Origin of the sequence: Enterobacter sp. DC4 (assembly GCF_000568095.1) — a bacterium.
GTDB lineage: Bacteria > Pseudomonadota > Gammaproteobacteria > Enterobacterales > Enterobacteriaceae > Enterobacter > Enterobacter pseudoroggenkampii.
In genome coordinates, this window is sequence record NZ_AZUB01000006.1 from 280640 (window position 1) to 303845 (window position 23206).

Here is a 23206-nt window from a genome sequence, read left to right on the forward strand (position 1 = left end):
CATACAGTATAAACTGGTTTTTTATACAGTAAAGTACTGGATGCAGAATCAGAACAATTTTTTTGACCAGCCAAGCTTCGAGCTTAATGTGTTGAAATAGCTGTAATCTTTCGGATGAATCAGATTCAGGTGGTAATCACACCGACGAATGAGGACATCTTCACCTTCCTGGATCGGCAGCGCTATCTGACTGTCGCAGCTGATCTCCAGGTCGTTACGGCGGTGCGAGAAGCGCAGACGGATCGTGCTGTCGCCGTTGATGACCAGCGGACGGGCGGAGAGCGTGTGCGGGAACATTGGCACCAGGGTAATGGCATCCAGCGAGGGCGTCAGGATCGGGCCGCCGGCAGAAAGCGAGTAGGCGGTTGAGCCGGTCGGGGTGGAGATAATCAGCCCGTCAGAACGCTGGGAGAAGGCAAAGATTTCGTCGATATAAACTTCGAACTCGATCATGTGCGCCACTTTTCCGGGGTGAAGAACCACCTCGTTAATCGCGGTGCTGATGCGCTTCTGGCAGTCCTGCTGGCACACCTGCGCTTCCAGTAAAAAGCGTTTTTCACTGATATAGTGGCCTTCCAGCACGTCGGCCAGCTGCTGCTGCGCATTGTCCGGGTCGAGGTCGGTTAAAAAACCGAGATTGCCACGGTTGATGCCGATGACCTTAATGTCATAACGCGCCAGCGTGCGGGCCGCGCCGAGCATGTTGCCGTCGCCTCCCACTACCACGGCGAGATCGGCCTGTTGGCCTATTTCCGCCAGCGTGCCGGTTTTGACGCTCTTCAGCTGCAGCTCCTGAGCAATCTGCTGCTCGACCATCACTTCATAGCCTTTGCTACACAACCAGCGATACAACATTTCATGTGTCGTTAGTGCGGTAGGGTGACGCGGATGCCCGACGATCCCAATACACCTGAAATGATTATTCATTTTCTGGAGGTCCTTGTGCCTGATGAATGATGACAATCTGTCTTGTTCCCTTGAATCCCGGAAACTGATCCCCATAATAAGCGAAGTTAGCGAGATGAATGCAGAAAAACGCGGAGAAATTCATGAGTAGTAAAGAACAGAAAACGCCTGAGGGGCAAGCCCCTGAAGAAATTATCACGGAACAGCACGATGAAGTTGAGGCTGTAGAGCCAGACGCATCTGCTGAGCAGGTGGACCCGCGCGATGAAAAAATTGCGAATCTGGAAGCCCAACTGGTAGAAGCACAGAATCGCGAACGCGATGGTGTTCTGCGCATCAAGGCGGAGATGGAAAACCTGCGTCGCCGTACCGAGCAGGACGTTGAGAAGGCGCATAAATTTGCGCTGGAGAAATTCGTCAACGAACTGCTGCCGGTAATCGATAGCCTCGATCGCGCCTTGGAAGTGGCTGACAAAGCGAATCCGGACAACGCGGCAATGATCGAAGGTATCGAACTGACGCTGAAATCCATGCTCGACGTGGTGCGTAAGTTTGGCGTGGAAGTGATTGCCGATACCGACGTTCCGCTGGATCCAAACGTTCACCAGGCGATTGCGATGGTTGAATCTGAAGAGATTGAAGCCGGTAAAGTGCTGGGCGTAATGCAGAAAGGTTACACCCTGAACGGCCGTACCATTCGCGCTGCGATGGTGACCGTGGCGAAAGCGAAAGCGTAATTCGCTACCTGTAGTGCCGGGTAGCGGCGTTCGCCTTACCCGGCCTACAGCCTTACTCAGCGATACTTTCGCGCAGGGGTTTAACAGGCAGGACTTTCACCTGCTTAATCATATTGTCCTGCACGTCCAGGATATCAATATCGTACTGCTCAATGCGCACCCGCGTGCCCGCTGCCGGGATTTCTTCCAGCGCTTCCAGAATCATCCCGTTAATGGTGCGAGCCTCATCTTCCGGCAAATGCCAGTTAAAGGCTTTGTTGAGTTCGCGAATGTTCGCGCTGCCGTCAATCAGCACCGATCCGTCGTTTTGCGGGGTGACCTCTTCCGCGAGGGAAGGCGACATTGAGGTGGTAAAGTCCCCGACAATCTCTTCCAGAATATCTTCGACCGTCACCAGCCCCTGAATATCGCCGTACTCATTGACCACCAGGCCAACCTTCTTCTTGTTACGCTGGAATTTCACCAGCTGCGTGCTGAGGGGGGTTCCTTCCGGCACGTAGTAAATTTCGTCGGCGGCGCGCAGCATTACCTCTTTGGTGAACTCTTTTTTCTCGGTCATCAGACGGTAGGCTTCGCGCACGCGCAGCATGCTGATGGCGTCATCCAGCGAGTCGCGATAGAGCACAATGCGCCCGTGCGGGGAGTGCGTCAGCTGGCGAACGATGGCTTTCCAGTCGTCATTGATGTCGATACCGACGATTTCGTTACGCGGCACCATGATGTCGTTCACGCTCACCTTTTCCAGATCCAGCACCGACAGGAGCATGTCCTGATTGCGGCGGGAGATCTGCGAGCGGGATTCATGCACGATGGTGCGAAGCTCCTCTTTGCTGAGCGCGCTGCTGATGGTGACGTCGGCTTTGATTCCCACCATCCGCATCAGGACGCGCGTCACCATGTTCAGCAGCCAGACCAGCGGCATCATCAGGATCTGCAGCGGTGCCAGCAGGAAGCTGCTCGGGTAGGCGACTTTCTCAGGGTAAAGCGCGGCGATGGTTTTCGGCAGCACTTCGGCAAACACCAGCACCACGAACGTCAGCACGCCGGTGGCAATCGCCACCCCGGCGTTGCCGTACAGGCGCATCCCGACGATGGTGCCGAGGGCAGAGGCCAGAATGTTGACGAGGTTGTTGCCGATGAGCACCAGGCTTATCAGGCGATCCGGCTTGCGGAGCAGTTTTTCAACGCGACGTGCGGCGCGGTTACCCTGTTTAGCACGATGACGTAACCGGTAGCGGTTTAAGGTCATCATGCCGGTTTCCGAGCCGGAGAAATAGGCGGAGATGACCACCATGACGATCAGCGTAACGATCAGCGTGGTGGTAGAGATGTGTTCCAGGGGGAACTCCTTTGTTTCTTAGCCAGCAAATTGCTGTATGAAGCGGCTGCCAAAATAGGCAAGGGTGAGAATGCCCGCACCCGCGACGTTGAACCAGACCACGCGACGACCGCGCCAGCCTTCATGATAATGGCCCCATAACAGGACAATATAGACAAACCACGCGATGATGGAGAGCACCGCTTTATCGATATTCTCCACGCTGAACAGGTTCTTCATGTAAAACAGGCCCGTGCAGAGCGTCAGCGTCAGCAGCACCACGCCCACCTGGGTGATGTGGAACATCTTGCGCTCAATGACCATCAGCGGCGGCATCTCATGATTAAACGCCAGCTTTTTGTTTTTCAGCTGGTAGTCAATCCAGGCGAGCTGCATGGCGTAAAGCGCGGCGATGATCAGCGTCGCGTAGGCAAAGAGCGACAGGCCGATATGCACCAGCATCCCCGGGGTAGCCTCCAGATGCGTAATAAACTCATTAGGCATAAAGGTGGCGAGGGCCAGATTGATCAGCGCGAAGGTGTAGACAATCGGCAGCAGCAGCCAGCCGCGATTTTTAGACGCGACGATGGTCATCACCGTACAGATCATCAGGCTGACCAGCGAGCCGACGTTGAGGACGCTCAGGTTTTGCACGCTGCCGTCGCCGGGGATGATGCGTGATTCCAGCGCAAAGGCGTGGCTAATCAGTGCGATGACCGCAGAAAGAATAGCCATGCGCCGCCAGCCGCTGTTTTTTTGCAGCAGTCCGGGAACGATCAGCGCGAGGCTGACAGAATAGGCAACAAGGGCGATCAGTGCGAAAACAGGCATATAGGCATCGACAGTTGTCTTAATAAGAAAGAGAAGCAGTATAACGTTACGTGACGCCTGCTCCAACCGTTGCATAACAACAAAGGCGCCTTCATGTTATACTCCGGCGAAATTCTGTGTATGTGTCGCCCATGGCGGCCCAACGTTTCTACTCAGGCGAGAGACAATGTTTGATAATTTAACCGATCGTTTGTCGCGCACGCTGCGCAACATCAGCGGCCGCGGACGCCTTACTGAAGAGAACATCAAGGAAACGCTGCGCGAAGTGCGCATGGCGCTGCTGGAAGCAGACGTCGCGTTGCCGGTAGTTCGCGATTTTATCAACCGCGTAAAAGAGAAGGCGGTTGGTCATGAAGTTAACAAGAGCCTGACCCCGGGTCAGGAGTTCGTCAAAATCGTTCGTAATGAACTGGTTTCGGCGATGGGCGAAGAGAACCAGGTGCTTAACCTGGCGGCTCAGCCACCGGCCGTGGTGCTGATGGCGGGCCTGCAGGGTGCGGGTAAGACGACCAGCGTCGGTAAGCTGGGTAAGTTCCTGCGTGAAAAACACAAGAAGAAAGTGCTGGTGGTCTCTGCGGACGTCTATCGCCCGGCGGCGATCAAGCAGCTGGAAACCCTGGCCGAGCAGGTCGGTGTAGATTTCTTCCCGTCCGACGTGGCGCAGAAGCCTGTCGACATCGTTAACGCCGCGCTGAAAGAGGCGAAGCTGAAATTCTATGACGTGCTGCTGGTGGATACCGCCGGTCGTCTGCACGTTGACGAAGCGATGATGGACGAGATCAAGCAGGTGCATGCCTCTATCAATCCGGTAGAGACCCTGTTCGTTGTCGACGCCATGACCGGTCAGGATGCGGCGAATACCGCGAAAGCGTTTAACGAAGCGCTGCCGTTAACCGGCGTGGTGCTGACCAAAGTGGACGGTGACGCCCGCGGCGGTGCGGCGCTCTCTATTCGTCACATCACCGGTAAGCCGATTAAATTCCTCGGCGTGGGCGAGAAAACCGAAGCGCTGGAGCCGTTCCACCCGGACCGTATTGCTTCCCGTATTCTCGGCATGGGCGACGTACTGTCGCTGATCGAAGATATCGAGAGCAAGGTTGACCGCGCGCAGGCCGAGAAGCTGGCCAGCAAGCTGAAAAAAGGTGACGGTTTCGATCTCACCGACTTCCTTGAGCAGCTGCGTCAGATGAAAAACATGGGCGGCATGGCCAGCCTGATGGGCAAACTGCCGGGCATGGGCCAGATCCCTGACAACGTGAAAGCGCAGATGGATGACAAGGTGCTGGTGCGTATGGAGGCGATCATCAACTCGATGACCCTCAAAGAACGCGCTAACCCGGATATCATCAAAGGTTCCCGTAAACGCCGTATCGCAGCCGGTTGCGGCATGCAGGTGCAGGACGTTAACCGCCTTCTGAAACAGTTCGACGACATGCAGCGCATGATGAAGAAAATGAAGAAAGGCGGCATGGCGAAGATGATGCGCGGCATGAAAGGGATGATGCCTCCCGGTTTTCCAGGGCGTTAATCGCTTTTGAGATTGCTTTTTGCCCGAAAATGAGTAAAATTTTCGGGCTTTTAATATGACACCCGGGCTCCGTTCCTCGATGGGGCCCGGTTGTTTTATTCACACAAGAGGATGTTATGGTAACTATTCGTTTAGCACGTCACGGCGCTAAAAAGCGTCCGTTCTACCAGGTTGTTGTGACTGACAGCCGTAATGCACGCAACGGTCGCTTCATCGAGCGCGTTGGTTTCTTCAACCCACTGGCCGCTGGCGCAGAAGAAGAAACTCGTCTGGATCTGGATCGTATCGCTCACTGGGTTGGCCAGGGCGCTACTGTTTCCGATCGCGTTGCTACGCTGATCAAAGCAGCAAACAAAGCAGCTTAATCTGTCACGGTGGTCATGATGAGCAATAAAGTACCTGTTGAACCGATCGTATTGGGAAAAATGGGTTCTTGCTACGGTATCCGTGGTTGGCTCAGAGTGTTTTCCTCCACTGAAGACGCTGATAGCATTTTTGATTACCAGCCCTGGTTTATCCAGAAAGGCGGTAAGTGGGAAGAGGTCGAGCTGGAAAGCTGGCGTCACCACAATCAGGACATCATCATCAAGCTGAAAGGCGTTGACGATCGTGATGCCGCGAATGCGCTGACTAATTGTGAAATTGTCGTGGATTCGTCGCAGTTGCCACAGCTGGAAGAGGGCGACTACTACTGGAAAGACCTTATGGGTTGCCAGGTAGTCACTACCGAAGGCTACAGCCTGGGGAAAGTCATCGATATGATGGAAACCGGGTCAAATGACGTTCTCGTCATTAAGGCAAACCTGAAAGATGCATTTGGCATCAAGGAGCGGTTGGTCCCGTTCCTCGATGGACAGGTTATCAAGAAAGTCGATCTCACTACTCAAACCATTGAAGTAGATTGGGATCCTGGTTTTTAAATTCTCCGGATAAACGGTAAAAGACGGCGCTATGTGGATTGGCATAATTAGCCTGTTTCCTGAAATGTTCCGCGCGATTACCGATTACGGGGTAACTGGCCGGGCAGTAAAGAATGGCCTGCTGAGCATCCAGAGCTGGAGTCCTCGTGACTTTACTCATGACCGGCACCGTACCGTGGACGATCGTCCTTACGGCGGCGGACCGGGGATGCTAATGATGGTGCAACCCTTACGGGACGCCATTCACACAGCAAAAGCCGCGGCAGGTGAAGGCGCAAAGGTGATTTATCTGTCACCTCAGGGACGCAAGCTTGATCAAGCGGGCGTGAGCGAACTGGCGACGAATCAAAAGCTGATTCTGGTCTGTGGGCGCTACGAAGGGATAGATGAGCGCGTAATTCAAACCGAGATTGACGAAGAATGGTCTATCGGCGATTACGTTCTCAGCGGTGGTGAGTTACCAGCAATGACGCTGATTGACTCCGTCGCCCGGTTCATTCCGGGGGTTCTGGGCCATGAAGCTTCGGCAACGGAAGATTCCTTTGCTGACGGGTTGCTGGACTGTCCACACTATACTCGTCCTGAAGTGTTAGAAGGGATGGAAGTACCGGCGGTGTTACTGTCTGGAAACCATGCCGAGATACGTCGCTGGCGTTTGAAGCAGTCGCTGGGCCGAACCTGGCTTAGAAGACCTGAACTTCTGGAAAACCTGGCTCTGACTGAAGAGCAAGCAAAGTTGCTGGCCGAGTTCAAAACTGAACACGCGCACCAGCAGCATGAACATGATGGGAATGCGTAATACGCTCCCGAATATCAGTTTACCCAGGATAAGAGATTAAATTATGAGCAACATTATTAAGCAACTTGAACAAGAGCAGATGAAGCAGGACGTACCTTCCTTCCGTCCAGGTGACACCGTGGAAGTGAAAGTATGGGTTGTTGAAGGTTCCAAAAAACGTCTGCAGGCATTCGAGGGCGTGGTTATCGCTATTCGTAACCGCGGTCTGCACTCTGCATTCACTGTTCGTAAAATTTCCAACGGCGAAGGCGTTGAGCGTGTCTTCCAGACTCACTCTCCGGTAGTTGACAGCATTGCTGTTAAACGTCGTGGTGCTGTACGTAAAGCTAAACTGTACTACCTGCGTGAGCGTACTGGTAAGTCTGCTCGTATTAAAGAGCGTCTGAACTAAGATTCGCTTAAGCGACATCCTGTTAAAAAGGGCTGGCCGAAAGGCTGGCCCTTTTTTTATCCCATCGCTCCTCTCGCGTTAACCCTTTCGTCATAAATCATTTACAATGCTTGCCTCTTGAGTGGAGGGGAAGTGGATAACGTACTGCATCAGCCTGACCGGAAACGCGCAGCGGCATTGACCGCGCTGTTCGCGATCCTGCTGATCGTGGTAGCACCGCTTATCTCCGTCTCGTTGCAGAAAGATCCCATGAGCGCCATGCCGGGCATGCATCATGACATGAGCATGATGTCGATGGACGAGCATCACGGCGATATGCCGCACACGATGCCTGTCGACCATGCTGAAGCGTGCGGCTACTGCGTGCTGTTAGCGCATGTCCCTGGCGTGATGCTGGCGCTCATCATCCTGCTCAGCGTGGTGCTGCAGAGGCTTCGCGTTAAGCCGCCGCGTCAGGCGGTCAACCACTGGCACTTCTTCCCCTGGCTTTACCCTGATACCCGCGCGCCGCCGCGACAGTCTGCTTTTTCCCTTTAAAAACAAAATCGATAACTTTTTGCCTTAAAAAGGAAAAGTATGACTACCTGCACTCCGCGCGCGGCATGGGGAAACCTGCTGCGTCGCCTCCATTTCTACGTCGGGCTGTTTGTCGGCCCGTTTATCTTCTTCGCCGCGCTGACCGGGACGCTATATGTGGCGACCCCGCAGCTGGAAAACGCACTCTATCGGCACGCGCTCCACACGGATTCCGTGGGCGAGCCGCAGCCTCTGGCAGAACAAATCGCCGCGGCGGAAAAAACCGTTGGATCAGATTTACGTTTGCACGCCGTGCGTCCGGGGCTGGTTGAGGGCGAAACCACCCGCGTGATGTTCGCTGACCCGAAACTTGGGCCATCGGAGAACCGGGCTATCTTTATCGATCCGGTGAGCCTGGCGGTGCTGGGAGATCTGACGGTATACGGCACCAGCGGGATTTTACCCCTGCGTCAGACCATTGATTACCTGCATACCTCTCTGCTGCTGGGCGACATTGGGCGCCTTTACAGCGAGCTTGCGGCCTCGTGGATGTGGGTTGCCGCGCTGGGCGGTGTTGCCCTGTGGTTTTATACCCGACCCAAACGGCGGATCAACAATCGCTTCCAGAACCGGCGTCGGGTGCACGTGACGCTGGGCTGGGTTCTGCTGGGTGGAATGCTGCTGTTCTCCGCAACCGGCCTGACCTGGTCCCAGTGGGCTGGCGGGAACGTGGATAAGCTGCGGGCAGAGATGAACTGGCTCACTCCGCAGGTGAACACGACGCTATCCGGCCAACATGAGGCTATGGATGAACATGCCGAACACCGTGGTCATCACGGTGGGATGATGATGCCGGAAATGGCGATGGATTTGACGCAGTTTGACGGAGTGTTAAGCGCGGCGCGTAAAGCGGGGATTGATGCCAACAGGCTGGAGATCCGCCCGGCGAAAACGATGGATCGCGCCTGGACCGTGACGGAAATCGATCGCAGCTGGCCGACCCAGGTCGATGCCGTTGCGGTTGATCCTTCGACGATGCAGGTTCTGGACAGAACCCGATTCGAGGATTTTCCGCTAATGGCAAAAATGACCCGCTGGGGCGTGGATTTCCATATGGGGATCTTGTTCGGCCTGGCAAATCAGCTGCTGCTCGTGGCGTTTGGTCTTGCCCTGTGCGTGCTCATTATCTGGGGATACCGGATGTGGTGGATGCGTCGCCCGGCGCAATCGGCAGTGAGTCCGGTACAAACGCTTTGTCAGAGCTGGCTGGCGCTGTCGGGATGGGGAAGAGGCGTTACGGTGGTAACCAGCGTACTGTTGGGGCTGGCCCTGCCGGTCATGGGCGCGAGTCTGGCGCTGTTTGTTCTGGTGGACTGGCTGCGCTGGCGAGCGGCAACCAGGGTGACGCTCGCCGAATCATCCGCTAAATAACCCTATGGCGTGCTGATAACCACTGCGACGCGGCGGTTTTCAGCGCGCCCTTGTGGGGTACTGTTGCTCGCAACCGGGTATTTTTGACCTAATCCCCGCGTGGTGAGATTGCTGCGCGGGATATTTGCACCCTTAGCCCAGGCATCGGCCACCGCATTGGCGCGTTTTAACGACAGCGCTTCGTTGTAGCTTTCTTCCCCATAGTTATCCGTGTGACCGTCCATTCGCGCGTGGTTCAGCCCGGTTTCGGCCAGGCGAGAGGCCATGGACTGGATCTGTGTTTCACTTTCCGGGCGCAGCCTGGCGTCATTTTTATCAAACAGGATGGTGTCCGACATGCCAAGTGACCAGTCACCGTTCAGTTCGTTAAAACCGTAAGACTTCATCGCCGCAATTTGCTCAGGAGTGAATTTGCCTTCCGGCGGCGACTGACAGCCTGCCAGAATCAGTGAGGCCAGTACTACCGGCGCGAAGTAACGTTTTAACATAGAATTTCCTTTCTAACTTATTGTTTTCGTACGCTGGTTTTTAACCTGGTACATGTTGCGGTCAGCCCTCTCCAGTAATGCTTCCACGGAAGCATTTTCCCACGCCAGAGCAAAGCCAATACTGAGTGACATCGATGCTTTTTGTCCGTTATGAAGATCAAACGGACGGATAAACTGCTGCGAAAGCGCAGCACAAATGTGTTGAACCTCAAGCTCAGAGTGCACGCCGTACAGCACCATGGCGAATTCGTCACCGCCAAGCCGGTATGCCTGGTGACGTTTGTCGCCAAACTCCATCATCCTGCTGGCGACTTCAATCAGCACGCAGTCTCCTGCCGCGTGTCCCCATGTGTCGTTAATAAACTTAAAATTATCACCGTCGAGGAAAAGCAGGGCCGAGTTTGTTTTGGCTGAAGGGTCGTTCATTAAGGCTGCAATGCTGTTACGAAATGCCGCACGGTTGGCAAGACCGGTAAGCGGGTCGTGCATGGCGGTACGCAACAGCTGGGCGTTTTTCGCCTGCAGCTTGAGCTGCCACTCTTCCATTTCATCCAGAAGACTGTTGAAGTCCTCGCCAAACTGGTGAAATTCTTCGATACGGCCATCTTTCACCCGGCGGGAGAAGTTGCGGTTCGTACGTACGTCATGCACGACGTCGGTAATGTTCTGCAGGGCCGTAACCATCCCACGATGCAAAGACTGGGTAATGATGAACGCGACGACGGCGGCAAAGAGAATGCAGCCGGTCAGAACGGCAAACGACATCCAGATGAAATGGCTGATCAGACTGTCACGCGCGGTAAGGCGGATTTCGCCGATCGTTAAGCCGTTATGCATGATGGGCTGCGCAACCGGTACGGGGAAAAGCCAGCGGCTGACCAGTGCACCCAGCGTGTCGTTGTTATCCTCCGGGTTCCAGGACCAATAGGCGAACCGCTTTTTATGCGCGTTAATCACCTCGGCCACGGCAAACTGCCCCTGTTTGCCCAGGGCGGCAAGCGTTTCGCTGGCCGCGAGCGAGTCGTTGAAAACCAGCGAGGCTTCCAGGCTGTGGCTCATTGTGGCGCCGGTTAATTCGAGATTCTTTTGCGCGTATTGTTTTAAGGTTACGACGGAGGCAATACAGAGCAACAGCCATATTAACGTCATGGTGATAATGACGCTTATCATGCTGTTTCGCCTCAATGTTCTTTTAAACGTCGGACGTGATGTTGAAGTGAAATCTTTATCCATGCTGCTTATTCCGTGCCAGCATTAATACATCCGGATTGACTCTTACGCCACTGCGCGTCAATGCATCCAGGTTGACGGAAAACCGTACCTGGCCGCGATCGATCATCAGGCAAAAGGCACTGCCAATTACACATTCCGGATTTTGCTCTGAGATTAATAGCAACGCTCTGCCCTGATATTGACTTATTAATTCAAGTTGTTTTGCCGGTGATTCAGATCCGAAATAAATCGCATCGCACGTCGCGGCCAGGGCTTCCCGATCGTTATGTACAATAACGGGGGTATAAGGTAACTCGTTGTGCCCTTCGTCGCCGCTGAGGGCATGCGTATAGTGAGAAGTGGCGTAGACGCAGAGTTTAGGTTGCCCGGTAAGTGACGGCCATCGCGTATAGCTCACAATGCCTGAGACAATTGAGCGTACTGATTTATCCGTTTCCGTAAGTGCGCCTGCCGTCGTTGGGCCCACCATAAGGAACAGCATTAACACCAGAGTGAGTCGGAAAAAAGAGATCAAGAATGAATTTCTCACCAGAATCCGCCACATCGCTCCGGAAATAGACGTCCTTAAGAGTTGCGGGCAGAATACCATTGTTTATCAGATCCGTCATTATGTCAGAAATAGCATCAGGCCAACCTAAGCTAAATCCTACTGTTGTGTATTTTCCGGTGGATAAAAACAGACTTAATTGAGTCTGCTGGAGCGCATACTTTCATCCATCCCTTTCTGCCATGACGCACGCAGTGTTGCCGCGTTTTCGGCAGTATCACAGCTGGCAGGGAAAGATTTCCCTGCTAATCCCCAGGCATGAATAAATCCTTCTTCGCAGACTTTCTTCTGACCATCGGCATAGCCGCGAAGATATTCACTACGCTCGACGTGGGTGTCGTTAAAACTATCGGCCAGGGCCTGGTTATCTTTAACCGGCAGGCCATTCATGGCGTCTTCTTTACCGGCATCAAACCAGGATGGGCTGGTCCAGTCGGGCTGGAAGGTGTAAGGATTGATCTGACAGCCCGTTAAAAACAGCGACAACAGCGTGAGAGCAATTGAACGCATAGCCATTCTCCTTTTTTCTTCAGCATAGCCTGGCTAAAGAAAACCTGTCTGTAATTTAAAGTTTACGTTTTTATCGGCTGATTTTTGCAATAAATTGGCTTGTGTAAACTAATGTGTACGTATTTTGGATTGAAATGTTTACTTTTTATGGTATCGTGGTTTCACCTCTTTGAGGAAAACAACTATCGCAAACGAGCTTTACAGGATCGCCATCATGCAAAAAGACGCGCTGAACAACGTACATATCACTGACGAACAGGTTTTAATTACTCCGGATCAACTGAAAGCAGAATTTCCGCTGAGCGTCGCGCAGGAGGCTCAGATTGAGCACTCGCGTCAGACCATTTCTGACATTATCGCCGGCCGCGATCCGCGCCTGCTGGTGGTATGCGGTCCTTGCTCCATTCACGATCCTGAAACCGCCATTGAGTACGCTCGTCGATTTAAAACATTAGCGGAGGAGGTCAGCGATAGCCTCTATCTGGTGATGCGCGTCTATTTTGAGAAGCCACGTACTACCGTCGGCTGGAAAGGGTTGATTAACGATCCGCACATGGATGGCTCGTTTGATGTGGAAGCAGGCCTGAAGATTGCGCGTCGCCTGCTGGTGGAGCTGGTCAGCATGGGGCTGCCGCTGGCAACCGAAGCGCTGGATCCGAACAGCCCGCAATACCTTGGCGATCTGTTCAGCTGGTCCGCGATTGGTGCGCGTACCACGGAATCGCAAACCCACCGCGAGATGGCGTCGGGCCTGTCGATGCCGGTTGGTTTTAAAAACGGTACCGATGGCAGCCTGGCGACGGCGATCAACGCCATGCGCGCTGCCGCCATGCCGCACCGTTTCGTCGGTATTAACCAGGCGGGCCAGGTATGCCTCCTGCAAACGCAGGGTAACCCCGATGGCCATGTGATCCTGCGCGGCGGGAAAGCCCCGAACTACAGCCCGGCGGACGTGGCCCAGTGTGAAAAAGAGATGGAGCAGGCGGGACTGCGCCCGGCACTGATGGTAGATTGCAGTCATGGTAATTCGAATAAAGATTACCGTCGCCAGCCAGCGGTTGCGGAATCTGTGGTCGCACAGATCAAAGATGGTAACCGTTCGATTATCGGTCTGATGATTGAGAGCAATATTCATGAAGGCAATCAGTCATCTGAACAACCGCGCAGTGCCATGAAGCACGGCGTCTCCGTGACGGATGCCTGCATCAGTTGGGAGACGACCGATGCGCTGCTGCGTGAGATCCACAAAGATTTGAACGGCCAGCTGGCGACGCGTCTGGCTTAAGAGGTTTAGTTATGGTTGCTGAATTGACCGCACTGCGCGATCAAATTGATGAAGTGGATAAGGCGCTGCTGGATCTGCTGGCGCGCCGTATGGCGCTGGTTGCCGAAGTGGGTGAGGTGAAAAGCAAATACGGCCTGCCGATTTACGTCCCGGAGCGCGAGGCCTCCATGCTGGCCTCCCGTCGCAAAGAGGCGAAGGCGCTGGGCGTTTCTCCCGACCTGATTGAAGATGTTCTGCGTCGCGTGATGCGGGAGTCCTATTCCAGCGAAAACGACAAGGGTTTTAAAACTCTCTGCCCGTCCCTGCGTCCGGTGGTGATTGTCGGCGGTGCAGGGCAGATGGGGCGTCTGTTTGAAAAAATGCTGACGCTGTCTGGCTATCAGGTGCGCATTCTGGAAAAAGAGGACTGGGCGCAGGCACCGGAACTCATGAAAGATGCCGGGATGGTTATCGTCAGCGTGCCGATCCACGTGACGGAGCAGATCATCGAAAAGCTGCCTCCTTTGCCGAAAGATTGCATCCTGGTGGATCTGGCCTCTGTCAAAAATGGTCCGCTACAGGCCATGCTGGCTGCACATACCGGCCCGGTGCTGGGCCTGCACCCAATGTTTGGCCCGGACAGCGGCAGCCTGGCTAAGCAGGTGGTGGTTTACTGCGACGGTCGTCAGCCTGAAGCCTATCAGTGGTTCCTGGAGCAGATTCAGGTATGGGGGGCGCGACTGCACCGCATCAGCGCGGTCGAGCACGATCAGAACATGGCGTTCATTCAGGCGCTGCGCCACTTTGCGACGTTTGCCTACGGCCTGCATCTGGCGGAAGAGAACGTGCAGCTTGAACAGCTGCTGGCACTCTCTTCACCGATCTATCGTTTGGAGCTGGCGATGGTTGGCCGCCTGTTCGCGCAGGATCCGCAGCTGTACGCGGACATTATTATGTCCTCCGAGAACAACCTGGCGCTCATTAAGCGCTACTATCAGCGCTTTGGGGAAGCCATTACGCTGCTGGAGCACGGAGACAAGCAGGCGTTTATCGACAGCTTCCGCAAGGTCGAGCACTGGTTTGGCGATTACGCGCAGCGTTTCCAAAGTGAAAGCCGGACGCTGTTGCGCCAGGCAAATGACAGTCGCCAGTAATGCGATGATGTATATACTGAAAGCCAGCATCGCTGGCTTTTTTCATTTTGGGGAACTGTCATGGCTGAACTGCAGCTGCTGTTGAATTACACCGGGCATCTGCCTGAATGCCCGACGTGGAGCGCCGAAGAGCACGAGCTCTACTGGGCCGATATTCTGGAAGGAGAGATCCACCGCTACCATCTGCCGACGGCGGAACACACCGTGCTTTCTTTCCACGAGGAGGTGGGCTGTTTCGCGCTGCGCGAGCGCGGCGGGTTTATCGTCGCCATGCGCAATGGCATCTGGCTTGCCGATAAGCATGGCCTTCTACAGCGCAAGGTGTGCGATAACCCCTCTAACCCACAGCTGGCGCGTTTTAACGATGGGGGCACCGACCATCAGGGCCGGTTCTATGCGGGCACGTTCTGGGGACCGGGAGATTACAACGGCGCCCTGCTGATGCGCATCGACAACGACCTGACGCCGAAGGTGATCCAGTGCGATATTCACGGTCACAATGGCTTAGCGTTTAGCCCGGATAAGCAGTGGATGTTTACCTCAGACACGCCAAACGGTGTGATCTACCGTATCCCGCTTGATGAGCAGGGCGAACCCGGCAGGCGTGAGGTGTTTCGTCAGTTTAAAGAGGGGGAAGGGATTCCGGACGGCGCGGCGATGGACGTGGAAGGCTGCTACTGGAGCGCGCTGTTTGACGGCTGGCGGATTGCGCGTTTTTCACCGCAAGGGGAGCAACTGGAAGAATACCGCATGCCGGTACGTTGCCCGACGATGGTCTGCTTTGGCGGCGATGACATGAAAACGCTGTTTATTACCACCACGCGGGAAAATATGGATGCAGAAGAGGTGGCGAAATATCCGCTCTCCGGCGCCATCTTCACCCTGCCGGTGAGTGTGGCAGGGATGAAGAAAAGCCGCTTTATCGAACGTTAGCTCGGATCGACCGGGACGACGTTTTCGCTCGGGTAGCAGCCCAGCACCTTCATGGAACGTGTGATCTCGCCCAGCTCGCGCAGGGCTTTCTGCATGGACGCAGATTCCAGGTTGGCCTGGATATCGAGGTAGAACATCTCTTCCCACGGGTTACCGTGGATCGGACGTGATTCCAGCTTCGTCATGATCAGGTTGTGATTACGCAGCACCAGCAGGGCTTCAACCAGCGCACCGGCCTGCTGGCCGGTGGCCATCAGCAGCGTGGTTTTGGCCGGTACCTGGTCAGACACATTGATTGCCTTGCGGGCCAGCACCACGAAGCGGGTAATGTTTTGCGTCTGGTTCGCCAGGTTGCGTTCCAGCACCTGTAAACCATATAGCGCGCCGCCCGCTTCGCTGCCGAGCGCCGCGACGGTGGGGGAGTTCGCCTGCGCCACTTTTTCCATCGCCGCCGAGGTGCTCTCGGTGTACTCAATTTTCCAGTTCGGATAGCGGTTCAGGAACTGGCTGCACTGCTGGAACGGCTGCGGGTGGCTGTAGACCGTTTCGATCGTGTTCAGGTCCGTTGAGCCGGAGACCAGCACGCAGTGATCGATAGGGATCGTCAGCTCGCCGACCAGCGACAGGCTGGTGTGCTGCAGCAAATCGTAGACGTCGTTGATGGCGCCGGAGCTGGTGTTTTCAATCGGCACCACGGCGTAATCCGCCTGGCCGGTTTCGACCTGGTTAAAAATGTCGGCAAACTTCGCACAGCCGCTCTCGATAAACTCTTCGAAATGGCGTGCGGCATACTGACGTGCGGCCAGGTGAGAATAAGAGCCCTTCGGCCCGAGGAAGGCGATACGCGCAGAGTGCGGATTGGTTTTATTGAGATGCTGCTGGAGTAGCGCTTGCTGGGTCAGAACGGAGTCTTCGATGATGAGCTGGAACAACCGGGTAATGTAGTGGGCATCGAGGTGATGCGCTTTACCGAGCTGGATCAGACGCTCCAGCAGATCCCGCTCGCGGTCGATATCACGAACCGGGCGATGGGAGTCCAGTTTGGCTTTGCCCACTTCAACGGCAAGAGTACGGCGTTCGGCCAGCAGCGCCAGCAGTTTCTCATCCAGCGCGCTGATTTTTACGCGCAGATCCAGTAACGGGTTTTCCGGTGTCATAGTGTTGTCTGTCTCATTTTATCGTTATCAATAAAAAAGGCCCCCCGGTGTGGGAGGCCTTGTTGTTCGTCTTCGCATTCTTTATCACACGACGAAACGCCTCCCGGTCAGGGGAAGGTAAAAAAGAATGCGAAGAAGAACGGCGTAAGTTTCATAAAGTCATCCTGTGAGTGATACCGTTAAAGTACCCGTACTGTTTTCACCCTGTCAATAAAAAACAAAAAACGCGCCCGAAGGCGCGTTGGCGGTACACTCAATTTAAAGGATTACTCTTCTTCAACTTCTTCCGCGAAGCTGGCGTCTTTCACCGATGTTGCGGCGCGACGGGCTTCACCTTTGTGTTGCACTTTATTGAGCTGCCGTTCCAGCTTGTTGATCAAATCGTTAATAGCGGTGTACATATCCTCGTGTTTTGCGCTGGCGACCAGATGGCCGTTTGGAGTATTGATAGTTGCGTCAGCGATGAAACCCTGCGGCTCCTTGGACAGGATGATATGTGGATTAATCAAATGTGTTTGCCATTTATCCAGTTTGGCGAGACGGTCTGCGACGTGCTGGCGAATTGCCGGAGTAATTTCCATTTGTTTACTGGTAATGTTCATTGTCATAAATTTTACCTCTTGTCTTTCCGTCTTGGTGATTCCAGCATACCCGACCCAATGTCAAAATGTGTGATTTAGATCACGTTATTTTGTCGGTTTTTGTCAGGGAATCTTTTTTGTGAGGCAGGGCAGGAAGAGGTGAGATTTACCTTGTAGAAGGCATAAATTGGGGCCATAGTTGACAGGATGTGTTGAGGCTAACGCGCTTCAGCGACGCTCAGAAACGAATAAAAAAACGGCAGCCTTCGGGCTGCCGTTTTGCATTGAGGCAAAATCAGGTGTTGCTGCTGTTCGCGGCGATGATTTTCGCCACTTTTTCAGCCTGAGCGGTCATCTGCATCTGACGGTAAGCATTTTCCATCAGCTTCAGGCCGTCGCGCGTTGCCTGAGTATCCGGGTAATCACGCAGCATACCTTCTACGCGGTTAACCACGGCAACCCATGCGCCACGGCGGGTATAGTATTCCGCCACGGAGTATTCATATTTCGCAAGACGATCTTTCAGGAACACCAGACGCTTGGTGGCGTCGGTCACGTACTGACTGTTCGGATAGCCGCGCACCAGTTTGGAGAAGTCATTGAAGGCATCACGCGCATGCTGCGGGTCACGGTCGGAACGATCCACGCCGAAGAAGCCCTGCAGCGCACTGTCGTCCAGCGCCATGTTGGTAAGGCCGCGCATGTACATCACGTAGTCGATGTTAGGATGAGTCGGGTTCAGACGCATGAAACGATCGATGGTTGCCTGAGCCAGCGGCAGATCGGCATTTTTATAGTATGCGTAGATGAGATCTAACTGTACCTGCTGCGAATACGGACCAAATGGATAGCGATTATCCAACGCTTCCAGTTGCGTTATCGCCTGTTTCCAGTTACCGTCCTGCAACTTTTGTTGTGCAGTCGCATAGATTTCATTCGGCGGATTGTCAGGGACCTGTTCATTTGAACCGGAGCAGCCCACCAAAGCCAGGCTCAACGTGGCCGCTGCCACCAGATATTTCATGCGCGTCATGACGTTTTGACTTTCCTCAAATGTTTGTCCGGGAGAAACTCTGTTCCTGCTCCCGATTAAGACCAGCTACAATAGCACACTATATTAAACGGCAAAGCCGTAAAACCCAACGTTAAACGAAGAAGCAGTTTATGGCACAACGAGTAGAACTCACCGCAACAGTCTCCGAAAATCAGCTCGGTCAACGCTTAGATCAGGCTTTGGCCGAATTGTTCCCTGATTATTCGCGTTCACGCATAAAAGAATGGATCCTTGACCAGCGCGTGCTGGTAAACGGCAAGATCTGGGACAAACCAAAAGAGAAAGTGTTAGGTGGGGAAGCTGTCGCCATCAATGCTGAAATCGAAGAGGAAATCCGCTTCGAGCCGCAGGATATCCCACTGGACATCGTCTATGAAGATGATGACATTCTGGTGATCAACAAGCCGCGCGACCTGGTTGTTCATCCGGGCGCGGGGAACCCTGACGGTACGGTACTTAACGCACTTCTCCATTACTATCCACCGATCGCGGATGTCCCGCGCGCGGGTATCGTGCACCGTCTGGATAAAGACACTACCGGTCTGATGGTGGTGGCGAAGACCGTTCCTGCTCAGACCCGTCTGGTGGAATCGCTGCAGCTGCGCGAAATCACCCGTGAGTATGAGGCGGTAGCCATTGGGCATATGACCTCTGGCGGAACGGTGGAAGAGCCAATCAGCCGTCACCCAACCAAACGTACCCATATGTCGGTGCATCCGATGGGTAAACCGGCGGTGACGCACTATCGCATTATGGAACACTTCCGTATTCATACGCGCCTGCGCCTGCGTCTGGAAACCGGGCGTACTCACCAGATCCGCGTGCATATGGCCCACATTACCCATCCGCTGGTGGGGGATCAGGTCTACGGTGGCCGTCCGCGTCCACCTAAAGGCGCATCGGATGAGTTCATCAGCGTATTGCGTAAATTCGATCGTCAGGCGCTGCACGCGACCATGCTGCGTCTTTACCATCCTATCACCGGCATTCAGATGGAGTGGCATGCGCCTATCCCTCAGGATATGGTGGATCTTATTGACGCCATGCGTGCTGATTTCGAAGAACATAAGGATCAAGTGGACTGGTTATGACCAAACTGATTGTCCCGGAGTGGCCATTGCCGGCTGGCGTGGCTGCCTGCAGTTCAACCCGCACTGGCGGCGTTAGCCAGGGCGCGTGGGAGTCGTTGAACCTCGGTGCGCACTGTGGTGACAACCTGGAACACGTGGAAGAGAACCGCAGGCGTCTGTTTGCTGCGGGGAACTTGCCGTCGAAGCCAGTCTGGCTGGAACAGGTTCACGGCAAGGCGGTGCTGAAGTTGACGGGAGAACCCTATGCTTCTAAACGCGCTGATGCCTCTTACAGCAATACTCCGGGAACCGTTTGTGCCGTAATGACCGCCGATTGTCTGCCAGTGCTGTTCTGCAACCGTGCAGGCACCGAGGTGGCTGCAGCACACGCGGGCTGGCGTGGACTGTGTGAAGGCGTGCTGGAAGAAACCGTCGCCTGCTTTAAGGATGCGCCCGCCAATATTATGGCCTGGCTTGGCCCGGCCATTGGTCCTCGCGCTTTTGAAGTGGGTCCAGAGGTCCGCGAAGCCTTTATGGATAAAGATCCGCAAGCGGTGGACGCCTTCCTGCCTTCTGGAGATAAATATCTGGCCGATATTTACCAGCTTGCGCGTCAGCGTTTGAATAACGTAGGCGTAACGCAGATCTCCGGCGGCGATCGCTGCACATTCACCGAAAAGGGTGATTTTTTCTCTTATCGCCGCGACAAGACCACTGGTCGTATGGCAAGTTTTATTTGGCTGATATAACCTAAAGAATCAAGACGATCCGGTACGTGCCGTTTTCTTTTCACATAATTCAGGTCATTAACCTTGAATAATTGAGGGATGACCTCATTTAATCTCCAGTAGCAAATTTGACCTGTTATGGGAGGAGTTATGCGTCTGGATCGTCTTACTAATAAATTCCAGCTTGCTCTCGCCGATGCCCAGTCCCTCGCACTGGGGCACGACAACCAATTTATCGAACCTCTTCATTTAATGAGCGCCTTGCTGAATCAGGAAGGGGGATCGGTACGTCCTTTATTAACGTCCGCTGGCATTAATGCTGGCCAGTTACGCACCGCTATCGATCAGGCGCTGAGCCGTTTGCCGCAGGTCGAAGGGACCGGCGGCGACGTTCAGCCGTCGCAGGATCTGGTACGCGTGCTGAACCTTTGCGACAAGCTGGCGCAAAAACGTGGGGACAACTTTATTTCGTCAGAGCTGTTTGTTCTGGCGGCGCTTGAATCACGCGGTACCTTGACCGACCTGCTGAAATCTGCCGGTGCGACCACCGCCAATGTGACTCAGGCGATTGAGAAAATGCGCGGAGGTGAAAGCGTGAACGATCAGGGAGCCGAAGACCAACGTCAGGCTTTGAAGAAATTTACGGTCGATCTGACCGAGCGTGCTGAACAGGGCAAACTTGACCCGGTTATCGGCCGTGATGAAGAAATTCGCCGTACGATTCAGGTACTGCAACGTCGTACCAAGAACAACCCGGTGCTGATTGGTGAACCGGGTGTCGGTAAAACCGCCATTGTTGAAGGGCTGGCGCAGCGTATTGTGAACGGTGAAGTACCGGAAGGCCTGAAGGGCCGCCGCGTGCTGGCGCTGGACATGGGCGCGCTGGTGGCCGGTGCGAAATACCGCGGCGAGTTCGAAGAGCGCCTGAAAGGCGTGCTTAACGACCTGGCGAAGCAGGAAGGCAACGTCATTCTGTTTATCGATGAACTGCACACCATGGTCGGCGCGGGTAAAGCAGACGGCGCGATGGATGCCGGGAATATGCTGAAACCTGCGCTGGCGCGCGGTGAGCTTCACTGCGTCGGTGCCACTACGCTGGACGAATATCGTCAGTACATTGAGAAAGATGCTGCTCTTGAGCGTCGTTTCCAGAAAGTGTTTGTTGCTGAACCAAGCGTTGAAGATACCATCGCGATCCTGCGTGGTCTGAAAGAGCGCTATGAACTGCACCACCACGTGCAGATCACTGACCCGGCCATCGTTGCGGCGGCGACGCTTTCGCATCGTTATATTGCTGACCGTCAGTTGCCGGATAAAGCGATCGACCTGATTGATGAAGCGGCGTCGAGCATTCGTATGCAAATTGACTCGAAGCCGGAAGAGCTGGACCGACTCGACCGACGCATCATTCAGCTCAAGCTGGAACAGCAGGCGCTGAAGAAAGAGTCTGATGAAGCCAGTAAGAAACGCCTCGATATGCTCAATGAAGAACTGGACGATAAAGAGCGCCAGTATTCTGAGCTGGAAGAAGAGTGGAAAGCCGAGAAAGCATCCCTTTCCGGCACGCAGACCATCAAAGCTGAACTCGAACAGGCAAAAATTGCCATTGAGCAGGCTCGCCGTGTCGGCGATTTGGCGCGGATGTCTGAACTGCAGTACGGCAAAATTCCTGAGCTGGAAAAACAGCTTGAGATAGCGACGCAGTCAGAAGGGAAAACGATGCGTCTGTTACGTAATAAGGTGACGGATGCAGAAATCGCGGAAGTGCTTGCTCGCTGGACCGGTATTCCGGTGGCGCGCATGCTGGAAGGCGAGCGTGAAAAACTGCTGCGCATGGAGAACGATCTCCACAATCGTGTGATTGGTCAGAACGAAGCGGTTGAAGCGGTATCGAACGCTATTCGCCGTAGCCGTGCGGGGCTTTCCGATCCTAATCGTCCAATCGGTTCGTTCCTGTTCCTGGGGCCAACCGGTGTCGGTAAAACCGAGCTGTGTAAAGCGCTGGCTAACTTTATGTTCGACAGCGACGACGCGATGGTGCGTATCGACATGTCCGAGTTTATGGAGAAACACTCCGTCTCACGTCTGGTCGGTGCGCCTCCGGGATATGTCGGTTATGAAGAAGGCGGTTACCTGACGGAAGCGGTTCGCCGTCGTCCTTATTCCGTCATCCTGCTGGATGAAGTGGAAAAAGCACACCCGGATGTGTTCAACATCCTGTTGCAGGTGCTGGATGATGGGCGTCTGACCGACGGGCAGGGGAGAACGGTCGACTTCCGTAATACGGTTGTCATCATGACCTCGAACCTGGGTTCTGATTTGATTCAGGAACGTTTCGGTGAACTGGACTACAGCCATATGAAGGATTTGGTGCTCGGTGTGGTGAGCCATAACTTCCGTCCTGAGTTCATCAACCGTATTGATGAAGTGGTGGTATTCCATCCTCTGGGTGAGAAACACATTGCGTCGATTGCGCAGATCCAGCTGCAGCGTCTGTACAAACGTCTGGAAGAGCGTGGGTATGAAATTCACATCTCCGACGAGGCGCTGAAGCTGCTGAGCGAGAATGGTTACGATCCGGTTTACGGTGCGCGTCCATTGAAACGTGCTATCCAGCAGCAGATCGAAAACCCACTGGCGCAGCAGATCCTCTCCGGAGAGTTGATTCCAGGCAAAGTTATTCGTCTGGAAGCCAACGACGATCGCATTGTGGCAGTGCAGTAAGTCACAAAACGCAAAAACGAGCCGCTTGCGGCTCGTTTTTGTTTAAAAACCAGGCGAAAATTGAGGTCTGGAGTCGGTTTTGCCTGGAAAGTGAGCAGTCAGTAAATAAATTTCACTTTATCCTTGCAGGTTCGGAATTACTCCCTATAATGCGCCTCCACTGACACGGAACAACGGCACACACGCCGCCGGGTCAGCAGAGAATAGCGAAAATAAACGCTTGACTCTGAAGCGGGAAAGCGTAATATGCACACCCCGTGCCGCAGCGAAAAGCGAAGCGGCACTGCTCTTTAACAATTTATCAGACAATCTGTGTGGGCACTCAAAGTGACATGGATTCTTAATGTCTTCGGACAATAAATGAATACCAAGTCTCTGAGTGAACA

Annotated in this window: 26 protein-coding genes and 1 other annotated feature; of the genes, 14 read left to right on the forward strand and 12 right to left on the reverse strand. The window is 54.3% G+C overall.

Going from position 1 to position 23206, the window contains the following annotated elements; translation table 11 throughout:
* Window positions 1-48: 48 nt before the first annotated feature.
* Window positions 49-927, reverse strand: coding sequence for an NAD(+) kinase (gene nadK / locus P349_RS06085; protein ID WP_008502500.1), 879 nt, complete (start codon window positions 925-927; stop codon window positions 49-51).
* 122 nt (window positions 928-1049) lie between these two features.
* Here nadK and grpE point away from each other — a divergent pair, with 122 nt between their 5' ends.
* On the forward strand, window positions 1050-1643 hold the full coding sequence (gene grpE / locus P349_RS06075) for a nucleotide exchange factor GrpE (protein ID WP_032646909.1): 594 nt from the start codon (window positions 1050-1052) through the stop codon (window positions 1641-1643).
* Between the two features lie 52 nt (window positions 1644-1695).
* On the opposite strand, the gene P349_RS06070 is transcribed toward grpE, so the two are convergent.
* Entirely contained in the window at window positions 1696-2982 is a 1287-nt protein-coding gene (locus P349_RS06070) for an HlyC/CorC family transporter (protein WP_032646908.1), read from the reverse strand.
* A gap of 18 nt (window positions 2983-3000) precedes the next feature.
* The gene (locus P349_RS06065) at window positions 3001-3792 is read right to left on the reverse strand and encodes a cytochrome C assembly family protein (protein ID WP_014884879.1); all 792 of its coding nucleotides are present in this window, start codon (window positions 3790-3792) and stop codon (window positions 3001-3003) included.
* Window positions 3793-3958: 166 nt separating this feature from the next.
* Between P349_RS06065 and ffh the strand changes: the two genes are divergently transcribed.
* From ffh to P349_RS06030, 7 genes are all read left to right on the forward strand, one after another.
* The gene (ffh, locus tag P349_RS06060) at window positions 3959-5320 is read left to right on the forward strand and encodes a signal recognition particle protein (protein ID WP_014884878.1); all 1362 of its coding nucleotides are present in this window, start codon (window positions 3959-3961) and stop codon (window positions 5318-5320) included.
* 116 nt (window positions 5321-5436) lie between these two features.
* Entirely contained in the window at window positions 5437-5685 is a 249-nt protein-coding gene (gene rpsP / locus P349_RS06055; protein ID WP_003863133.1) for a 30S ribosomal protein S16, read from the forward strand.
* 15 nt (window positions 5686-5700) lie between these two features.
* On the forward strand, window positions 5701-6240 hold the full coding sequence (rimM, locus tag P349_RS06050) for a ribosome maturation factor RimM (RefSeq protein WP_032645319.1): 540 nt from the start codon (window positions 5701-5703) through the stop codon (window positions 6238-6240).
* A 31-nt stretch (window positions 6241-6271) separates the two neighbouring features.
* A complete protein-coding gene (gene trmD / locus P349_RS06045) occupies window positions 6272-7039 on the forward strand; it encodes a tRNA (guanosine(37)-N1)-methyltransferase TrmD (RefSeq protein ID WP_014832949.1) in 768 nt (255 codons plus the stop codon).
* Between the two features lie 43 nt (window positions 7040-7082).
* On the forward strand, window positions 7083-7430 hold the full coding sequence (rplS, locus tag P349_RS06040) for a 50S ribosomal protein L19 (protein WP_002914145.1): 348 nt from the start codon (window positions 7083-7085) through the stop codon (window positions 7428-7430).
* A 132-nt stretch (window positions 7431-7562) separates the two neighbouring features.
* Entirely contained in the window at window positions 7563-7967 is a 405-nt protein-coding gene (locus P349_RS06035; protein WP_024908337.1) for a DUF2946 domain-containing protein, read from the forward strand.
* 39 nt (window positions 7968-8006) lie between these two features.
* Window positions 8007-9377: a PepSY-associated TM helix domain-containing protein gene (locus P349_RS06030; RefSeq protein WP_032646904.1), complete on the forward strand. Its 1371-nt coding sequence runs from the start codon at window positions 8007-8009 to the stop codon at window positions 9375-9377.
* Window positions 9378-9379: 2 nt separating this feature from the next.
* Here P349_RS06030 and P349_RS06025 read toward each other — a convergent pair whose 3' ends face one another.
* The 4 genes from P349_RS06025 to P349_RS06010 form a co-directional block, all read right to left on the reverse strand.
* Complete coding sequence (locus P349_RS06025; protein WP_032646903.1) at window positions 9380-9865, reverse strand: OmpA family protein; 486 nt, start codon at window positions 9863-9865, stop codon at window positions 9380-9382.
* A 12-nt stretch (window positions 9866-9877) separates the two neighbouring features.
* Entirely contained in the window at window positions 9878-11098 is a 1221-nt protein-coding gene (gene dgcN, locus P349_RS06020) for a diguanylate cyclase DgcN (RefSeq protein WP_032646901.1), read from the reverse strand.
* Window positions 11091-11642, reverse strand: coding sequence for a YfiR family protein (locus P349_RS06015; RefSeq protein ID WP_193745674.1), 552 nt, complete (start codon window positions 11640-11642; stop codon window positions 11091-11093). Before P349_RS06015 ends, dgcN begins: the two co-directional genes overlap by 8 nt.
* 138 nt (window positions 11643-11780) lie before the next feature.
* Window positions 11781-12155, reverse strand: a complete 375-nt coding sequence (locus tag P349_RS06010) for a DUF2799 domain-containing protein (protein WP_032646900.1) — start codon at window positions 12153-12155, stop codon at window positions 11781-11783.
* 214 nt (window positions 12156-12369) lie between these two features.
* Between P349_RS06010 and aroF the strand changes: the two genes are divergently transcribed.
* From aroF to P349_RS05995, 3 genes are read left to right on the forward strand one after another with little or no spacing between them, the layout of a single operon-like run.
* Window positions 12370-13440 (forward strand): 3-deoxy-7-phosphoheptulonate synthase AroF, encoded by a 1071-nt coding sequence (aroF, locus tag P349_RS06005; protein ID WP_024908343.1) that lies wholly within the window; start codon window positions 12370-12372, stop codon window positions 13438-13440.
* 11 nt (window positions 13441-13451) lie between these two features.
* Window positions 13452-14573, forward strand: coding sequence for a bifunctional chorismate mutase/prephenate dehydrogenase (tyrA, locus tag P349_RS06000; RefSeq protein WP_032646898.1), 1122 nt, complete (start codon window positions 13452-13454; stop codon window positions 14571-14573).
* A gap of 60 nt (window positions 14574-14633) precedes the next feature.
* Entirely contained in the window at window positions 14634-15506 is an 873-nt protein-coding gene (locus tag P349_RS05995; RefSeq protein ID WP_032646895.1) for an SMP-30/gluconolactonase/LRE family protein, read from the forward strand.
* On the opposite strand, the gene pheA is transcribed toward P349_RS05995, so the two are convergent.
* From pheA to bamD, 4 genes are all read right to left on the reverse strand, one after another.
* A complete protein-coding gene (gene pheA / locus P349_RS05990) occupies window positions 15503-16663 on the reverse strand; it encodes a bifunctional chorismate mutase/prephenate dehydratase (protein WP_032646893.1) in 1161 nt (386 codons plus the stop codon). The genes P349_RS05995 and pheA overlap by 4 nt on opposite strands.
* 30 nt (window positions 16664-16693) lie before the next feature.
* Window positions 16694-16819 (reverse strand) — a sequence feature (Phe leader region).
* Window positions 16771-16818, reverse strand: coding sequence for a pheA operon leader peptide PheL (gene pheL, locus P349_RS26420; protein ID WP_100249759.1), 48 nt, complete (start codon window positions 16816-16818; stop codon window positions 16771-16773). (Overlaps the previous feature by 48 nt.)
* 110 nt (window positions 16820-16929) lie before the next feature.
* Window positions 16930-17271, reverse strand: coding sequence for a ribosome-associated translation inhibitor RaiA (gene raiA / locus P349_RS05985; protein ID WP_003863162.1), 342 nt, complete (start codon window positions 17269-17271; stop codon window positions 16930-16932).
* A gap of 268 nt (window positions 17272-17539) precedes the next feature.
* Window positions 17540-18277, reverse strand: coding sequence for an outer membrane protein assembly factor BamD (gene bamD / locus P349_RS05980; protein WP_023308867.1), 738 nt, complete (start codon window positions 18275-18277; stop codon window positions 17540-17542).
* 131 nt (window positions 18278-18408) lie between these two features.
* Between bamD and rluD the strand changes: the two genes are divergently transcribed.
* The 3 genes from rluD (at window position 18409) to clpB (ending at window position 22820) form a co-directional block, all read left to right on the forward strand.
* Complete coding sequence (rluD, locus tag P349_RS05975) at window positions 18409-19389, forward strand: 23S rRNA pseudouridine(1911/1915/1917) synthase RluD (RefSeq protein ID WP_023308866.1); 981 nt, start codon at window positions 18409-18411, stop codon at window positions 19387-19389.
* The gene (gene yfiH, locus P349_RS05970) at window positions 19386-20117 is read left to right on the forward strand and encodes a purine nucleoside phosphorylase YfiH (RefSeq protein WP_032646892.1); all 732 of its coding nucleotides are present in this window, start codon (window positions 19386-19388) and stop codon (window positions 20115-20117) included. The genes rluD and yfiH overlap by 4 nt, the downstream gene beginning before the upstream one ends.
* Window positions 20118-20246: 129 nt before the next feature.
* Window positions 20247-22820, forward strand: a complete 2574-nt coding sequence (gene clpB / locus P349_RS05965) for an ATP-dependent chaperone ClpB (RefSeq protein ID WP_032646889.1) — start codon at window positions 20247-20249, stop codon at window positions 22818-22820.
* 144 nt (window positions 22821-22964) lie between these two features.
* Here the strand turns inward: clpB and P349_RS26875 are convergent.
* A partial coding sequence (locus tag P349_RS26875) for a hypothetical protein (protein ID WP_238552259.1) occupies window positions 22965-23206 on the reverse strand: 242 nt, incomplete at its 5' end.

Coding starts and splice junctions, on each gene's coding strand:
- rluD (WP_023308866.1), top strand. CDS start 18,409: ATGGCACAACGAGTAGAACTCACCGCAACAGTCTCCGAAAATCAGCTC.
- bamD (WP_023308867.1), bottom strand. CDS start 18,277: ATGACGCGCATGAAATATCTGGTGGCAGCGGCCACGTTGAGCCTGGCT.
- ffh (WP_014884878.1), top strand. CDS start 3,959: ATGTTTGATAATTTAACCGATCGTTTGTCGCGCACGCTGCGCAACATC.
- yfiH (WP_032646892.1), top strand. CDS start 19,386: ATGACCAAACTGATTGTCCCGGAGTGGCCATTGCCGGCTGGCGTGGCT.
- P349_RS06015 (WP_193745674.1), bottom strand. CDS start 11,642: ATGTGGCGGATTCTGGTGAGAAATTCATTCTTGATCTCTTTTTTCCGA.
- trmD (WP_014832949.1), top strand. CDS start 6,272: ATGTGGATTGGCATAATTAGCCTGTTTCCTGAAATGTTCCGCGCGATT.
- pheA (WP_032646893.1), bottom strand. CDS start 16,663: ATGACACCGGAAAACCCGTTACTGGATCTGCGCGTAAAAATCAGCGCG.
- P349_RS06030 (WP_032646904.1), top strand. CDS start 8,007: ATGACTACCTGCACTCCGCGCGCGGCATGGGGAAACCTGCTGCGTCGC.
- dgcN (WP_032646901.1), bottom strand. CDS start 11,098: ATGGATAAAGATTTCACTTCAACATCACGTCCGACGTTTAAAAGAACA.
- tyrA (WP_032646898.1), top strand. CDS start 13,452: ATGGTTGCTGAATTGACCGCACTGCGCGATCAAATTGATGAAGTGGAT.
- P349_RS06010 (WP_032646900.1), bottom strand. CDS start 12,155: ATGCGTTCAATTGCTCTCACGCTGTTGTCGCTGTTTTTAACGGGCTGT.
- grpE (WP_032646909.1), top strand. CDS start 1,050: ATGAGTAGTAAAGAACAGAAAACGCCTGAGGGGCAAGCCCCTGAAGAA.
- aroF (WP_024908343.1), top strand. CDS start 12,370: ATGCAAAAAGACGCGCTGAACAACGTACATATCACTGACGAACAGGTT.
- nadK (WP_008502500.1), bottom strand. CDS start 927: ATGAATAATCATTTCAGGTGTATTGGGATCGTCGGGCATCCGCGTCAC.
- P349_RS06065 (WP_014884879.1), bottom strand. CDS start 3,792: ATGCCTGTTTTCGCACTGATCGCCCTTGTTGCCTATTCTGTCAGCCTC.
- clpB (WP_032646889.1), top strand. CDS start 20,247: ATGCGTCTGGATCGTCTTACTAATAAATTCCAGCTTGCTCTCGCCGAT.
- rplS (WP_002914145.1), top strand. CDS start 7,083: ATGAGCAACATTATTAAGCAACTTGAACAAGAGCAGATGAAGCAGGAC.
- P349_RS06025 (WP_032646903.1), bottom strand. CDS start 9,865: ATGTTAAAACGTTACTTCGCGCCGGTAGTACTGGCCTCACTGATTCTG.
- raiA (WP_003863162.1), bottom strand. CDS start 17,271: ATGACAATGAACATTACCAGTAAACAAATGGAAATTACTCCGGCAATT.
- P349_RS05995 (WP_032646895.1), top strand. CDS start 14,634: ATGGCTGAACTGCAGCTGCTGTTGAATTACACCGGGCATCTGCCTGAA.
- rimM (WP_032645319.1), top strand. CDS start 5,701: ATGATGAGCAATAAAGTACCTGTTGAACCGATCGTATTGGGAAAAATG.
- rpsP (WP_003863133.1), top strand. CDS start 5,437: ATGGTAACTATTCGTTTAGCACGTCACGGCGCTAAAAAGCGTCCGTTC.